At 64.9% G+C, this 15,046-nt stretch carries 13 protein-coding genes; 9 read left to right on the top strand and 4 right to left on the bottom strand.

What is annotated here, in order from left to right:
* Positions 1-87: 87 nt before the first annotated feature.
* A complete protein-coding gene (locus V3314_RS06775) occupies positions 88-2,031 on the top strand; it encodes a methyl-accepting chemotaxis protein (protein WP_046616851.1) in 1,944 nt (647 codons plus the stop codon).
* 138 nt (positions 2,032-2,169) lie between these two features.
* Here V3314_RS06775 and V3314_RS06770 read toward each other — a convergent pair whose 3' ends face one another.
* Together V3314_RS06770 and V3314_RS06765 are read right to left on the bottom strand one after the other, a co-directional pair.
* On the bottom strand, positions 2,170-2,949 hold the full coding sequence (locus tag V3314_RS06770; protein ID WP_046616850.1) for a helix-turn-helix transcriptional regulator: 780 nt from the start codon (positions 2,947-2,949) through the stop codon (positions 2,170-2,172).
* Between the two features lie 39 nt (positions 2,950-2,988).
* A complete protein-coding gene (locus tag V3314_RS06765; protein ID WP_338460051.1) occupies positions 2,989-4,266 on the bottom strand; it encodes an acetyl-CoA C-acetyltransferase in 1,278 nt (425 codons plus the stop codon).
* A 118-nt stretch (positions 4,267-4,384) separates the two neighbouring features.
* Between V3314_RS06765 and V3314_RS06760 the strand changes: the two genes are divergently transcribed.
* The 8 genes from V3314_RS06760 to V3314_RS06725 all read left to right on the top strand — a co-directional run bounded on the left by V3314_RS06760 (position 4,385) and on the right by V3314_RS06725 (position 10,745).
* Positions 4,385-5,737 carry a 3-oxoacyl-ACP reductase gene (locus tag V3314_RS06760; RefSeq protein WP_046616848.1) on the top strand — a complete coding sequence of 451 codons (1,353 nt, stop codon included), beginning with the start codon at positions 4,385-4,387 and terminating at the stop codon, positions 5,735-5,737.
* A 2-nt stretch (positions 5,738-5,739) separates the two neighbouring features.
* Positions 5,740-6,591: a MaoC/PaaZ C-terminal domain-containing protein gene (locus V3314_RS06755; RefSeq protein WP_085601464.1), complete on the top strand. Its 852-nt coding sequence runs from the start codon at positions 5,740-5,742 to the stop codon at positions 6,589-6,591.
* Between the two features lie 190 nt (positions 6,592-6,781).
* Entirely contained in the window at positions 6,782-7,087 is a 306-nt protein-coding gene (locus V3314_RS06750) for a MazG-like family protein (RefSeq protein WP_013970728.1), read from the top strand.
* Positions 7,084-7,833: a methyltransferase domain-containing protein gene (locus V3314_RS06745; RefSeq protein WP_085601449.1), complete on the top strand. Its 750-nt coding sequence runs from the start codon at positions 7,084-7,086 to the stop codon at positions 7,831-7,833. The genes V3314_RS06750 and V3314_RS06745 overlap by 4 nt, the downstream gene beginning before the upstream one ends.
* Positions 7,834-7,854: 21 nt before the next feature.
* Entirely contained in the window at positions 7,855-8,493 is a 639-nt protein-coding gene (locus V3314_RS06740) for a DUF4136 domain-containing protein (RefSeq protein ID WP_338460050.1), read from the top strand.
* 19 nt (positions 8,494-8,512) lie between these two features.
* On the top strand, positions 8,513-9,082 hold the full coding sequence (locus V3314_RS06735) for a DUF4136 domain-containing protein (protein ID WP_046616845.1): 570 nt from the start codon (positions 8,513-8,515) through the stop codon (positions 9,080-9,082).
* A gap of 295 nt (positions 9,083-9,377) precedes the next feature.
* Positions 9,378-9,848: an A24 family peptidase gene (locus V3314_RS06730; RefSeq protein WP_046616844.1), complete on the top strand. Its 471-nt coding sequence runs from the start codon at positions 9,378-9,380 to the stop codon at positions 9,846-9,848.
* A gap of 120 nt (positions 9,849-9,968) precedes the next feature.
* The gene (locus V3314_RS06725; RefSeq protein WP_196188178.1) at positions 9,969-10,745 is read left to right on the top strand and encodes a response regulator transcription factor; all 777 of its coding nucleotides are present in this window, start codon (positions 9,969-9,971) and stop codon (positions 10,743-10,745) included.
* Positions 10,746-10,888: 143 nt separating this feature from the next.
* Here the strand turns inward: V3314_RS06725 and V3314_RS06720 are convergent, their stop codons facing one another.
* Positions 10,889-12,553, bottom strand: a complete 1,665-nt coding sequence (locus V3314_RS06720) for a ShlB/FhaC/HecB family hemolysin secretion/activation protein (RefSeq protein WP_196182788.1) — start codon at positions 12,551-12,553, stop codon at positions 10,889-10,891.
* Between the two features lie 92 nt (positions 12,554-12,645).
* Positions 12,646-15,000, bottom strand: coding sequence for a peptidoglycan glycosyltransferase PbpC (pbpC, locus tag V3314_RS06715; protein ID WP_108481548.1), 2,355 nt, complete (start codon positions 14,998-15,000; stop codon positions 12,646-12,648).
* Positions 15,001-15,046: the final 46 nt, after the last annotated feature.

The raw sequence follows: 15,046 nt of genomic DNA, 5'->3' as shown, positions 1-15,046 counted from the left end.
GGCTTTTTTCCTACATAAAACCCGGATCATGCCGATGCAATAGCTACCTGCCTCGTGTGTCGATAATTAAAAAATCCGGGAGCGTCGATGAACATCAAACAGAAACTGACCTGGGCATTCGCGGTCATCGCCGGCTTGCCCATCGTCCTCGTGGCCACGCTGGTGGTCCTCAACCTGCGCGGCGAAGCCCGCGAGGGATTCCTCGAAGGCAGCAGCCGGGAAATCCGCCAGGTCAGCAACGCGATGAACATCTTCTTCCAGGGCATCAACCAGAACGTCGAGTACATGGCTGCGCAACCGCTGGTCGCCGCCACGGGCAGCGAGCTGAACAAATACATGAGCGCTACCCCGTCCTACGAACTGGGTGACCACGCCAGCAAGCTGCTCGACTTCATGACCCGCCTGGCCAATGCGCATCCCAGCTATGCGTACATGTCCTATGGGGTGAGTGACGGCGGTTACGTTGGCTGGCCGGCCGGGCAAAAATTCGTCAATTACGACCCACGCACCCGCCCCTGGTACCAGCTGGCCATGGCCAACCCTGGCAAGACCTTGCGTACCGGCGCCTACTACTGGGCTGCCGACGACGCCGTGCTGGTCAGCACCGTGCGCACCGTCGCCAACCAATTGGGCAACCCCGGCGGTGTAGTCAACGTCGACGTCTCGCTCAAAGGCCTCACCGAAATCGTCCAGCAGATCAAGCTGGGCGAAAGCGGCTACGTGCTACTGGTGGAAAACAACGGCAACGTACTGGTCGACCCTCGTGACGCCAAGCATAACTTCAAGCAACTGGCGAGCTTTGGCGAGGGGTACGCCGAGCTGGCCAAGCACGGCAAGGGGCTGGCCGAAGTGGAGCTGAATGGCGTACGCTACATGGCCAACATCTACCCGGACGAACAGCTGGGCTGGACCCTGATCGGCCTGATCGAACAAAGCGAAGTGATGCAGACCACCACCCGCCTGACCTGGTTGATCGGCGTGGTGGCCCTGGTACTGGCTGCGTTGTTCGCTGTGGTCGGTGCCACCTTCGCCAAGCTGATCGTGCGCCCGATCAATAGCGTAACCAGCGGCCTGGAAGATATCGCCCAGGGCGAGGGCGACCTGACCCGCAACCTGGAAATCCGTGGTCGCGACGAAACCGCGCAACTGGCCAGCTGGTTCAACCAGTTCCTCGGTGCCATTCGCAGCCTGATCCAGCACATCAGTGCTGCCGCCAGCAAGATCCTCAGCACTTCCAGCAGCTCGACCCGCGTTTCCAGCGATATGGCCGAAGCCGCAGGCCGCCAGCGCGAAGCGGTGGACATGGTCTCCACCGCCTTCCACGAAATGGTCGCCACCGCCAACGAAGTGGCACGTTCCTGCAGCCAGGCGGCGCAGTCGGCCGACAGCGGCCAGCAACAGGCCCGCGAAGGCCAGCAGCAGATCGATGCCGCGGTACATAGCGTCGACCGCCTGAGCCAGGAGATCGAGCAATCGGCGCAGTCGATCCAGCAGCTGGAGCGTGACAGCAACGCCATCCAGTCGATCCTCGGCACCATTCGGTCGATTGCCGAACAGACCAACCTGCTGGCGCTCAACGCCGCCATCGAAGCGGCCCGTGCCGGCGAGCAGGGGCGTGGCTTTGCCGTGGTCGCCGACGAGGTGCGGGCGCTGGCCAAACGTACTGCCGACTCCACGGCCGAGATCGACGGCCTGCTTGGCAACCTGGCCAGCCGCACTGCCGAAGTAGCCGCACAGATGCACGCCAGCCTGGAGGTTTCGCAGCAGTCGGTGAGCCGCATCGGCCTGGCCCGTGACAGCTTCGGGCAGATCCGCGAGTCGGTGGATGTGATCCGTGACATGAACACCCAGATCGCCACGGCGGCCGAAGAGCAGCACCAGGTGGCCGAGGACATCAACCGTCATATCAGCCAGATTCATGGCGATGCGCAGTTGGTGGCGGAACTGGCCCAGGCAGCGCGGATGGATTCGGAGAGCCTGGCCGGGTTGTCCAATGAGCTGGATGCGCTGGTGCGCAGGTTCCGTACCTGATTGATACATTACCTGTACCGGCCCTATCGCCGGCAAGCCAGCTCCCACGGGTACTGCACAGGCCCTGAGTGCAGTGGGATCCTGTGGGAGCTGGCTTGCCGGCGATAGGGCCGGTGCAGGCAAACAATGCCTGATTGCCTAAAGCTTCAACTCCCCCGGCGTCGCGCCGAACAATTGCTTGAACGCCGCAATGTATGCCGAGGTGGAGTCATACCCACACCCCAACGCCGCCTCGGTCACACTCTCCCCCGACTCCAGCAACGCCAGCGACGACAACAGCCGCATACGCTGCCGCCAGTTGCGAAAACTCAAGCCCGTCTCCCGCTGGAACAGCCGCATCAGCGTCTTCTCCGAGCACCCCAACTCTCGCGCCCACTGCTGCAAGGTCTGCGACTGATCCGGGGCAGCGATCAGACCATTGCACAGCGCCAGCAATCCCGGGTGCCGTGGTAGCGGCAACGAAAAACCGACTTCGGGCAGCATGCGCAACTGGTCGAGCAGCACCGCCACCAGCCGCGACTCGGCACTGTCCCCCTCCGGGTAGTCTGCCGGGAACAGGCAGAACTGCTTGATCAGTTCGCGCGCCAGCGGGGTCACTTCCAGTACTCGGCATTGCTCCGGCGCCCACGGGCAGGCATCCCGGCGCACGTAAAGGCTGCGCATTTCGGCCTGCATAGAGGTGACCACTTCGTGTTCGGCATCGGCTGGGATCCACACGCCCCACTGGGGCGGGGCGAAGTAGCTGCCTTCGTGGGTATACACCCCGAGGACGCCGCTGATGGCGTAGGAAAACTGCACCCAGTCGTGCTGGTGGCGGGTGGTCCAGGAGCCGGCGCCAAGGCTTTCGGCTCGTGCATAGAGCGGTCTGGGCAGGTGATCCAGCGCCGGAATGGGGCGGGGGTGTCCGATGATGGGCATGGCGGTTTCTTGTAGTTCTGACCAGACAAGCCTAACAGCTCAGCGCTCGACGATGACGGTCACCCCCTGCCCACCCGCTGCACAGATCGAAATCAACCCCCTCCCCTTCCCCACCCTCGCCAGCAACTTGGCCAGGTTGGCCAATATCCGCCCCCCGGTCGCGGCAAACGGGTGCCCGGCCGCCAGCGAACTGCCCTTGACGTTGAGCTTGCTGCGGTCAATCGCCCCGAGCGGCGCATCCAGCCCCAACCGCTCACGGCAATAATCGGCATCTTCCCAGGCCTTGAGCGTGCACAGCACCTGGGCAGCAAAGGCTTCGTGAATCTCGTAATAGTCAAAGTCCTGCAGCGTCAGGCCATTGCGCGCCAGCAGCCGCGGCACCGCATACACCGGCGCCATCAACAGCCCTTCGCGACCAGTAACGAAATCCACCGCAGCGGTTTCACCATCGACCAGATAGGCCAGCACCGGCAGCCCCTGCTGCTCGGCCCATTCCTCGCTGCCCAGCAACACCAGCGAAGCGCCGTCGGTCAGCGGTGTGGAGTTGCCGGCCGTCAGCGTGCCCTGCCCGCTGCGGTCGAAGGCTGGCTTGAGCTTGGACAATTGTTCCAGGGTCAGGTCGGGGCGCAGGTTGTTATCACGGGTCAAAGACAGAAACGGCGTCAGCAGGTCATCCTCCCACCCTTCAGCGTACGCGGCAGCCAGCGCCCGGTGGCTCAACAGCGCCAGTTCGTCCTGCTCGGCACGGCCAATGCGCCAGGCCTGGGCCATGCGTTCGCAATGCTCGCCCATAGACAACCCGGTGCGCGGCTCACCGTTGCGCGGCAATTCAGGTTTCAGGTGGTGAGGGCGCAGCTTGAGGATTGGCTTGAGCCGCTCGCCCAGGTTTTTGCCACGGTTGGCCTGCAGCAGGATATGGCGCAGGCCTTCGTTGACTGCAATCGGCGCATCGGAGGTTGTGTCCACGCCGCCGGCAATGCCGCAGTCGATCTGCCCCAGGGCAATCTTGTTGGCCACCAGCAACGCCGCCTCCAGCCCGGTGCCGCAGGCTTGCTGGATATCGTAGGCCGGCGTCTGCGGCGACAGCCGCGAGCCCAGCACGCACTCACGGGTCAGGTTCATGTCACGCGAGTGCTTGAGCACCGCACCGGCAACCACTTCCCCAATGCACAACCCATGCAGGCGGTAGCGTTCGATCAGCCCTTCGAGGGCGACGGTGAGCATCGCCTGGTTGCTGACCGTGGCGTAGGCGCCATTGGAGCGGGCGAAGGGAATTCGGTTGCCGCCCAGGATCGCGACCCGGCGAAATGAACGCATGCGCTTGTTCCTCCTGAAACAATTTGATCCGTACAGCCTAGGTGTTTTTACCGCATTCGAACGACCTTGCCACAAAGTTGGTCCACACTTTCAAGCTTGCCTTCCGGGAGACCCACTCATGAGCGATCGCTACCTCGGCTTTGCCAACTCCAACCTCGGCCGCCGTCTTGTGGATGCCCTTGGCCTGCCACGCCCGGCGCCGCTGGAGCGCTGGCAGGCCGGCCGCCTGCGCCCGGTCGAAGGTGCCCTGGTACTGGGTGGCGGGCCACTGGCTAGCCAGGTCGAAGCCATTGCCCCGCGGCTGACCGACACGCTTTACAGCTTCAATACCGACAACCTCCGGGCCGAGGCGTGGGTGGCAGGCCTGGGGCCGAAGATCAAGGCCGTGGTATTCGATGCCAGCCACCTGTCCGACAGCGATGCGTTGAAGCAGTTGCGCGAATTTTTTCAGCCTCTGCTGCGCAGCCTGGCACCGTGCGCCCATGTAGTGCTGCTGGGCCGCGCACCAGAAGGCCTCGACGACCCGTTGGCCAGCATTGCCCAACGGGCCCTGGAAGGCTTCAGCCGCTCGCTGGCCAAGGAATTGCGCAACGGTGCGACCGCGCAGTTGCTGTATGTCGGCCCCGGCGCGGAAAACCAGTTGGAAGGCGCCCTGCGCTTCTTCCTCTCGCCCAAAAGCGCCTTCATCTCCGGCCAGGTGCTGCGCCTGCATGCCTGCACCAGCCAGGTCGAGGACTGGACTCGGCCGCTGGCTGGGCGCCGCGCCCTGGTGACTGGTGCCGCGCGCGGCATCGGCGCCGCCATTGCCGAAACCCTGGCCCGGGACGGTGCCGACGTACTGCTGCTGGATGTGCCGCAAGCCAGCCAGGACCTCGACGCCCTGGCCGCGCGCCTGGGTGGCAAGGCGCTGCCCCTGGACATCTGCGCCGGCGACGCGGCAACGCAACTGCTTGCGGCCCTGCCCGACGGCATCGACATCGTGGTGCACAACGCCGGTATCACCCGCGACAAGACCCTGGCCAACATGACCCCGGAATACTGGGACGCGGTGCTGGCGGTCAATCTCAAGGCACCGCAGGTGCTGACCCAGGCGCTGTACGACAACGGCGCCCTGGGTGAAAACGCGCGTATCACCCTGCTGGCCTCGGTCAGCGGCATCGCCGGCAACCGTGGGCAGGCCAACTATGCCGCAAGCAAGGCTGGGTTGATCGGCCTGGCACAGGCATGGGCGCCCCGGCTCGCCGAGCGCGGCGGCAGCATCAATGCCGTGGCTCCCGGTTTCATCGAAACCCACATGACCGCCGCCATGCCGATGGGCCTGCGCGAAGCAGGGCGACGCTTGAGTTCGCTTGGCCAGGGCGGCCGCCCGCAGGATGTCGCCGAAGCCATCGCCTGGCTCAGCCAGCCGGGCTCCGGTGCAGTCAACGGCCAGGTGCTGCGGGTATGCGGCCAGGCCTTGATGGGGGCCTGAACATGAGCCGACACTGGCACGATCTGCACAGCCCGGCTTCGCGCGCCAGCCTTTACCTGCGCGCGGCCAGCAAGCGCACCATCAGCGGCGACCAGTTGCCGGATGACGGCCTGCGCTGTTTCATCCGCGTCCAGCCGGGCAACCTGGCCGCCTATCGACGGCTGTGCCACTTCACCGACGATGGCCGCCTGCCGGGTACTTATCCACATGTCATGGCGTTCGCGCTGCAGTTGCAGTTGATGACCGCGCCCAACTTCCCCTTCCCGCTGCTCGGCCTGGTGCACCTGCACAACCGCATCGAAGTGCTTCGCCCACTGGGCGGTGTCGAAGGGCTGCGCTTTGCGGTGCATGCAGGCAATCTGCAAGCGCATGCCAAGGGCGGCACCTTCGATCTGGTCACCGAAGCCGAAGACGGCATCGGCCTGCTCTGGCGCGAGACCAGCCGCATGCTGGTGCGCGGGCTGAAGCTTGAAAGCGAGGCAGGTGAGCCTGCCAAGGACGAACCGCAAGCGCTGCCGGAGGCGACCCGCTGGTACGCCGACAGCGATATTGGCCGGCGTTATGCCAAGGTCTGCGGGGACTACAACCCGATCCACCTCAGCGCAGCCAGTGCGCGGCTGTTCGGCTTCCCCACGGCCATTGCCCATGGCATGTGGAGCAAGGCCATGGCCCTGGCGGCACTGCGCGGGCACCTGCCGCACAGTGGCTATGCCTTCGAGGTGGATTTCCGCAAACCGGTGCGATTGCCATCGGAGGTGGTGTTGGGTGCCAGTGAGGCGGGGACCATGGGAGAGCTGCGGCTGGATGGGCATGGAGGGGTGCTGCATATGGTCGGGCGCTGGGCCCCTCTGTAGGAGCGACCTTGTGTCGCGATGGGCCGCAAAGCAGCCCCGGCGATGCCAGCGGCGCAGCTGATAATTTGGGGCCGCTTCGCGCCCCATCGCGACACAAGGCCGCTCCTACAGGAACCATGCCTCTCCTGGCGGTATACGCTTGCTTTGCATCGGGCCTGCGCAGAAGCTATGCAGCATTAGGAGATCCCCGATGAACCTGCAAGAACTCACCCAACGCCTGCACCAGATCCGCGACAACAACGACTGGCGTGGCTTCCACAGCCCGAAGAACCTGGCCATGGCCGCCAGCGTCGAAATGGCCGAACTGGTGGAAATCTTCCAGTGGCTGAGCGAAGACCAATCACGCCAGCTGCCCGCCGACAAGCTAGCCCACGCAGGCCAGGAAATCGGCGATGTTGTGCTCTACCTGTTGCTGCTGTGCAGCGAACTGGGCCTGGACATGGACCAGGTGGTGCGCGCCAAGCTTGCCGACAGCGAGAGGCGCTTCGCCCGATGAACGACCGTCACTTCGATGAGCTGGCCACCCGCTTTGCCGAAAAAATCTACGGCGGCGCCAAAGGCGCCATCCGCCTGGCCGTGCTGCAAGCCGACCTGGCCGAAGTATTGCCCGACCGCCCGCTGCGCATCCTCGACATCGGAGCCGGGTTGGGTCACATGGCCTTGTGGCTGGCCCAGCGCGGCCATCAGCTGACCCTGGCCGAACCCGCCGCGCCCATGCTAGACGGCGCACGGGCGCGCTTTGCCGAAGCCGGCCAACCGGCCACCTTCATCCAGGCCCCCTGGCAAGACCTGCTCGGCCAGCTGACCGAACCCTATGACCTGGTGTTATGCCACGCAGTACTCGAATGGCTGGCCGAGCCCGAAAGCATCCTGCCGGTGCTGCATCAGCTCACGGCCCCCTCCGGGTGGCTGTCGCTGGCGTTCTACAACCGCGACGCCCTGGTCTATCGCAACCTGCTCAAAGGCCATTTCCGAAAGTTGCGCAGCAACCGGCTGGAAGGTGAAAAGCAGAGCCTGACCCCGCAAAAACCGCTTGATCCACGCGAGCTCAGGGCGCAACTTGAACCTATGTGGCAGGTTGAAAGCGAAAGTGGCGTGCGGGTGTTCCACGACTACATGCCCAAGGAATTCCAAGGCAAGGCCGAGCTGCTGGACTTGCTGGAAATGGAACTGGCCTACCGTCGACACCCCAGCTTCGCCGGGCTCGGCCGCTACCTGCACTGGGTCTGCCGCCCCCGCTGACCTGCCCGCCGGGAGGAATACATGCCGTACCGTCTGTTGTGCCTGGCCGTGCTGCCGCTTGCCCTGGCTGGCTGCCAGGGCACCAACCCCTATGTGGCCAGCAGCCGCCCGTTACCACCGGCGCCTGCCCAGGCGGCCAGCACCTTCGATGCCAGTGCCTACCCGACACCAGCCCGTGATTACGGGCACTACCGTAGCTGGAGTTGGCGCAACGGCCAGTTGCCCAGTGGCTCGGTCGATACCGACCCGGGGCAACTGGCAGATGCCGTCAGCGGCACGCTGGACCAGCATGGCCTGCGTCCCGCCCGGGGCGGCGGCCCCGGCGACTTGCTGGTCAGCGCCGACATACGCCTGGAAAAGCGCTTGCGTCAGGTACGTGACTACGATGCCTACGACCCTTACTACGGCCCGTACCCCTACGGTGGAGTCGGTTATGGCGGCTACCGCCATGGTTATGGTGGCTATGCCAGCGTGCCCATCGTGCGCACCTACGAGGTGCAGGTGATGGTGGTGCGTATCGACCTGTACGACGCCCGCAGCGGCCAGCCGGTATGGAGTGCCAGCGCCGAAAGCGGCAGCGACAAGGACTCGCCGCGTGAACGCGAAAGCGCCCTGCGCGATTCTGTGCACAAGGCGCTCAACGGCTATCCTCCCAGTTGATATCCAACGGAGAACCATCATGTTGCGCCGTCTCGTTCTACTGTCATTCGCGTTATTGCTCGCCGCCTGCTCCAGCAATAACGTCCAGCAGGATTTCGATGCCAGCCGTGACTTTGCCGCCTACCGCAGCTGGGCCTGGCAGGAACCGGGCCTGCAGTACCGCCCGGACGACCCACGAATCAAGAGTGACCTGACCGAGCAGCGCATTCGCCAGGCGGTCGCCGACCAGCTCGACCAGCGAGGCCTGCGCCCGGTACAAGGTGGCGCACGGCCCGACCTGACAGTGCGCGCTTACCTGATCGTCGAGCAGCGCCAGCAACAGATCACCACCAACTACGGCGGTGGCTGGGGGGGCTATTGGGGCGGCTACTGGGGTGGCCCGATGTACAACGAAACCCGCAGCGTCGATTACAAGGTCGCCACCATCCAGATCGACCTGTTCGATGGGCGTGACAGCAAGCTTGTGTGGCGCGGCAGTGCCGAGCAGATCATGAACAATTACCCGCCAAGCCCCGAGGAACGCAACAGCGCGATCCAGAACACCGTGACCAAGGTGCTGGCCAACTACCCGCCGGGGAGCAAGAAGTAACGCTCAAACACAAACTCCATGGGCGCCCCGGACCTGTGGGAGCGGGCATGCCCGCGAAGCAGGCACCGCGGTGGATGGCACGGGCTTCGCCCGTGTTCGCGGGCTCGCCCGCTCCCACAGGGGTCGCGCAAGATTTTCAACGGCAAGTACCTGTGCCAGCTACGACAAAATCCATCCCGGCCACGCCTTTTTCCCTTGCCCGCCCCACTCCCACGCAGGTTCCCGTCTATCTTCACTTAAGGAAACCTGACTGACCGGGTAGATGTGTTCAACATTTGGGAAGGGCGACCTGCCAATGCAAAGCATTGTTCTCCTGCTGTGGCTTGCCTTGTGCTCCGAACAGGATGTGCGTCAACGCCAGATATCCAACATGCTCACCCTTGGCGTGGCTGCCTGCGCCCTGGCCTGGCTTTTCGCCACCGGTCGCAGCTGGATCGGCGCCGATGCCAGCGATGCCGGCTGGGCACTGGCCATCGTCATGCTGCTGACCCTGCCCGGCTACATGCTTGGCCGTTTCGGTGCCGATGACGTCAAGCTGATGGGCGCACTGGCCCTGGCCACCAGCCCGCAATACGTACTTGGCACCTTCATAGGCGCCGGTGTCAGCGTGCTGCTTTGGCTGCTCACCCGCCGGCGCCTATGGACCTTGCTCAACCCAAAGGTGAAAAAGCGACTGCAGGCCCTGACCGAGGAAATGGGTGACAAGCAGGCGTTCGTCCCCTATGTGCTGGCCGGCTTTCTTCTGACAGCGGTATGGGTCCAATGAGCCAGCCTGTGCTCCGTCGCCTTGTACAAAACTTGTACATATTCACTGGGTGCGACTATTTTTATACTGCCAGAGCGTCTGGCCCCGGGAGCAGGGCCGTATACGAACAGGGAGTGGATCGTGTCCAGACAAGTGAGTGCATTGAAGGTTTTAGTGGTGGATGACCAACCGGTCATTGTCGAACAACTCTGTGAATTCCTCGAAACCAAGGGCTATGTCTGCGTACCGGCCCATTCTGCTGACGAAGCCATCGAGCGTTATATGGCAGACCCAGCCATCAGTCTGCTCATCTGTGATCTGCACATGCCGGAAAGGGATGGCATCGAACTGATGCGCACCTTGAAGGAGGTCAACGGCAGCCATCGCATGTTCGAAGCCATCATGTTGACCGGACGTGCCGAGAAACAGGATGTTATCCGCGCGCTACGCGAAGGCTTTGCCGACTACTACCAGAAGCCGGTGGAGCTCGATGAACTGCTCGAAGGCGTACGTCGACAGGAAGAGGCGTTGCTGGAACGCCGGCGCAACGTCCACGACCTCGGCGGGTTGAATCAGCGACTGCAGGATCTGGCCGAATCGATTGACGAGCTCTACCAGGATTTGGAAAAAGCCCGGGGCCAAGGTACTCATCGACGTGCCACGGATGTGGAAGAAAGTGAAAGCGAGCTGCCAGCGGCGTTCGAGAAGCTGTCGCCACGCCAGCTGGAGGTGGCCCGCCTGGTGAGCAAGGGCAAGACCAACTACCAGATCGCCTGCGAACTGGGCATTACCGAGAACACCGTGAAGCTGTATGTGTCGCAGGTGCTGCGCCTGACCCACATGCACAACCGCACCCAGCTGGCACTGGCACTGACACCCAGTTCGTCGCCGGTGCATCAGCGGTTTACTACCCACTAAACAGGTAACTTCAAGATTTTGGCGGCTGCGTTGCAGCCCATCGCGACACCTGTGGGAGCGGGCGCGCCCGCGAACACCGGCGCAGCCGGTACCATGCACCGCGTTGGATTCTTCACGGGCGCGCCCGCTCCCACAGCGCCCCCTTACATTTGAACGCCAAGCGTCAAAGTCAGCCGAGGCCCGCGGCCCAGGCTGTCCAATGCCACATCCGCCAAAGGCTTGGCCAGCTCCAGCGCCACATTGAACAAGCGCCCATCGCCCAACCGTACACCAAGCGCCGCCGAAGCCAGGTGGGCATCCTCCACAGGCCCCCGGTTATGCCAGGCCTGCGCGGTATCCAACACCACATAGGGCTGCACCAACGCCAGCCAGTTGGCGTGCATGCTGTAGTTCAACTCGTAAGCCACACCCCAGCCCTTGTCCCCGTCTGCCTGGTCGCGCGGGTAGCCACGGCCGAAACTCTGCCCGCCAAACCCCGCACGCTCGCTGTCGGGCAAGCGGTCATCACTCCAGTACAACGCCCCGGACACCACACCCTGCCAGCTACCGAGCAACGTGTCGCTCTGCAAACCGGAAAGCCGCAACCGCAGAAAATCCAGATCGTAGTCGGCATCGCTGCGCGCCCCGAGGTAATCCAGGCCCTGGTAGACCCCGGCGCTGACGATACGCAAACGGCCCTCTTCCACCTTGCGCCAGTCGCCCTCGAATGACACAGCACGCACGTAGGTGTCGTAGTTCCGTGCCGATGGCAACCCATCCAACCGGTCCTCGAGGTGCTCACTGACCGAATACACCTGCCCCTGAACCACCATCCATTCATCCGGCCTGACGATCACTGGCTGGCGCAGGCCGATCGCATAGCGATCGCTGTCGATCTTGCGGGTGATGTCACGGCCATCGTCCAGACGAATCCGCGTGCCGGGCTCACTTCGGTAGCGCGAAGCTGACAGCAGCAGCTGGCTGCCGCCCGCGTCCAGGTACTGGCTGTAGGCCAGGCGCTGGTAATGCACCTGGTCATTCCCCGGCGGCAGCGCCAGGCTGGCCTCGATCTGTTCGGCAAAGCGGGTCTGGGCGTGGCTGGTTGCCGTCAGCAGCGCCTGCGCATCGTCGCGGTTGCCATCAGCCACGGTAACAGCAGCGCTGAATGGCTTGCGCCGCGCACGCACGGTCAACCGAGCGGCACCAGCAGTGGTTTGCGCCACGGCCAGTTGCGGCTCTATCGTTACCCCCGGCAGGCGCTCGGCCAGGCCCATGTAGCGCTCCAGCGTTTCTCGGGTCAGCGGGCGCTCGGTGGCAAGCCGCCCCAGCAGCTGGTGCAGATAGGCGCCGGCCGGGCCGATATCGCCGTCTACGCGGTAATCACGGATATAACCTTCGACCAACACCACGTTGACCCGGCCATCGGCCAACTCCTGCGGCGGCAGGTAAGCGTACGACAACAGGTAGCCTTCCTGCCGATAGCGCTGGGTCAGGCGCGCGGTGTACTGCTGCAGCTCGCCCAACGTGGTCTGGTGCCCGATCAGCGGTTGGTAGTGTTCGCGCAGGTCGCTCAAGGGGAACACAGTGCCGCCTTGGAAGCGCACTTTATGCAGCACCAGCGGGGTATTCGCGGGCGCCCACGCGAGGCTGTCGCCATCCGCCGCGGCCAGCTGCAGGTGAGCGCTGACCGGGCGGTAGGCGTCTATCGGCAGGTGGGCGCCGGGCAGGCGACGTTCGTACTCATGGCTGTCGAGAAAACCCGGCAAAGGCTCGGCATGGGCCGCAAGCGCCCAAGGCAGCAACAACAGGGGCACGGCCATAGGACGCATAGGGCGCTCCATGTTCCCTTGGGTTGCGGGGCGCCAGCCGGTCACACCCGTTACCTGCAAGCGTAGGTGCTGCCTCGGCCCTCGTCGAACAGCTACTCGCTGACCTGGAACGCCACGCGCGCCGTCTCGCCGCTTTCATCCAGCGCGCTGATTTCAGCCTGGCCTACCTGCTGGAAACGCACCAGCAAACTGTCCTGACCTTGGGTTTCGCCCAATGGCTGGCCGTTGAGGAACCACCAGCGCCGACCGCCACCGCCCAGGGCCGACACATACAATTGCAACGGTTCGCTGCTGGTGGCCGGGCGGCGCAGGTTGTCGCCCGCGCGAACGCCCACGATCGAAAGCGGTGGCGCGCTGGCCGGCACCTGCGGCGGGCAGGCCGGGTCGATGGCCGGCAGGCGCGCCGCACGCCGCTCCACGCGTGGCAGCCAAGGCTCCAGCGGGGCGGGCCATAAGGCGATGTCGCGTGTCCTGGCGCCCGGGCAACTGCCATCAACTCGCAGCCCCTGGTCGTTGACCCATACGCTTTCGCGCAGGCCCAGGCCTAGTGGCTGGTCGGCGGCCTGCAGGGTTGGCGGCGTAGTACCGTCCAGGGTCCAGGCGAAACGCTGACGCCGGCAGTTTGGGTCCTTTCTGTTCATCGGCTGGCCCAGCGGCCAACAGATCGCCGCAACGCCGACATTGGCCGGCACCCGCTCCACCGGCACGCTGATGCCACGCTGGCTGTCACGGTTGCTCAGCAGGTCGTGCACCTGCAGCATCAGCGGTGCTGCCGAAGCCAGCCCGAATTGCCCGGGTACCGGCGTGCCATCGGGGCGGCCGATCCATACGCCGATCAGGTAGCGGGGGCCCACGCCGATCGACCAGGCATCGCGAAAGCCATAGCTGGTGCCGGTTTTCCAGGCCAGTTGCGGGCGTTGCACCAGCTCGGCATGCGGGTCGCGGTCGGGGCGTGCCTGGCCGCTGAGGATGCGCCGAATGATCCACGCAGCCCCAGGTGACAGCAGGCGCCGTTCCAGCAAGGGATCCTGTGGTTGCAGGCGCACCCGCGCACTGTTGCCACCCCGCGCCAACGCAGCGTAGCCACCCACCAGGTCCTCCAGGCGGCTTCCCGCGCCACCCAGGATCAACGACAGGTTGGGCTCGGCCAGGGGTGGCAGTACCAGCGGCATGCCCGCCATGCGCAGCTGCGCGGCAAAGCGTTTCGGACCATAGGCCTCCAGTAGCTGTACCGCCGGCAGGTTGAGCGAAAGCGCCAGCGCCGAACTGGCCGACACCGGCCCGCTGAAACCCATCGAGAAGTTGCCGGGGCGATAGTCGCCATAGCGTCGCGGCACATCCTGCAGCAACGACTCGGAATGGATCAGGCCGTCATCCAGTGCCATGCCGTAGAGGAACGGCTTGAGCGTGGAACCCGGCGAACGCAACGAACGCACCATATCGACATGCCCGAAGCGGCGCTCGTCGGCCAGGTCTATCGAGCCCAGGTAGGCACGCACCGCCATGGTCTGAGCCTCGACCACCAGGATGGCGGCGGAGGTGCGCTCCGGTAGCCGTGCGCGCCAGCCCAGCAGCAGGTCCTCGAGGCGCCGCTGCAGCGCGGCGTCGAGCGTGGTGCGGATCAGCGGAGGGCTGTTGGCGCTGTTCAGGCGCCTGGCCAGCAGCGGCGCCAGGGCCGGCTCCTGACGTGGCGCCAGTACCAGCGGCTCTTCGCCTGCCTCACGGATTTGCTGGGCCGGCCACACCTGATATTCGGCCAGGCGTTGCAGCACCTTGTCCCGGGCGCGCTGGGCACGTTCGGGGTGGCGGTCCGGGCGCAGGCGGCTGGGCGCCTGGGGCAGCACGGCAAGCAGCGCCGCTTCGGCCGGGGTCAGGTGCATGGGCGACTTGCCCAGGTATGCCCAACTGGCGGCCGCCACGCCCTGCAGGGTGCCGCCGAAGGGCGCACGGTCCAGGTAGATCTGCAGGATTTCGCGCTTGGACAAATGCCATTCCAGCTGCGCCGTACGCCACAGCTGGCGCAGTTTGCCGGCCAGGGTGCGCTCGTGCGGGTCGAGCAGGCGCGCCACCTGCATCGACAGCGTGCTGCCGCCCGACACCACTCGCCCGCCGCGCAGGTTCAGCCAGGCAGCACGGGCCAGGGCCAATGGGTTGACCCCGGGGTGGCTGTAGAACCAGCGGTCTTCGTAGGTCAGCAACGCCTGCAGATACAGCGGCGAAACCTCGTCGGGGCTGACCGGGTAGCGCCACACGCCGTCGGCATCGGCAAAGCGCCACAGCGGCGTGCCGTCCTCGGCCAGCACCACCCGGGCCAGGTCGTCGCCGGGCAGGGGCAGCGGCCAGAGGCGGTCGGCCAGCCACAACAGGCCGAACAGCACCAGCAGGCCGATCACCGTGGCGCGCAACAGCCTGCCCGCACGGGTACGCGGCCGCGTTAAGCTTGGCATCGGGAACCGACCTGGCCAGGTAATGGCCAAAGGCTTGGGAACGGCA

Origin of the sequence: Pseudomonas sp. TE3-3-F2023 (genome assembly GCF_036784815.1) — a bacterium.
GTDB lineage: Bacteria > Pseudomonadota > Gammaproteobacteria > Pseudomonadales > Pseudomonadaceae > Aquipseudomonas > Aquipseudomonas pudica.
The sequence above is the reverse complement of the archived record's forward strand: the minus strand, read 5'-3'. Positions and strand labels throughout refer to the sequence as shown.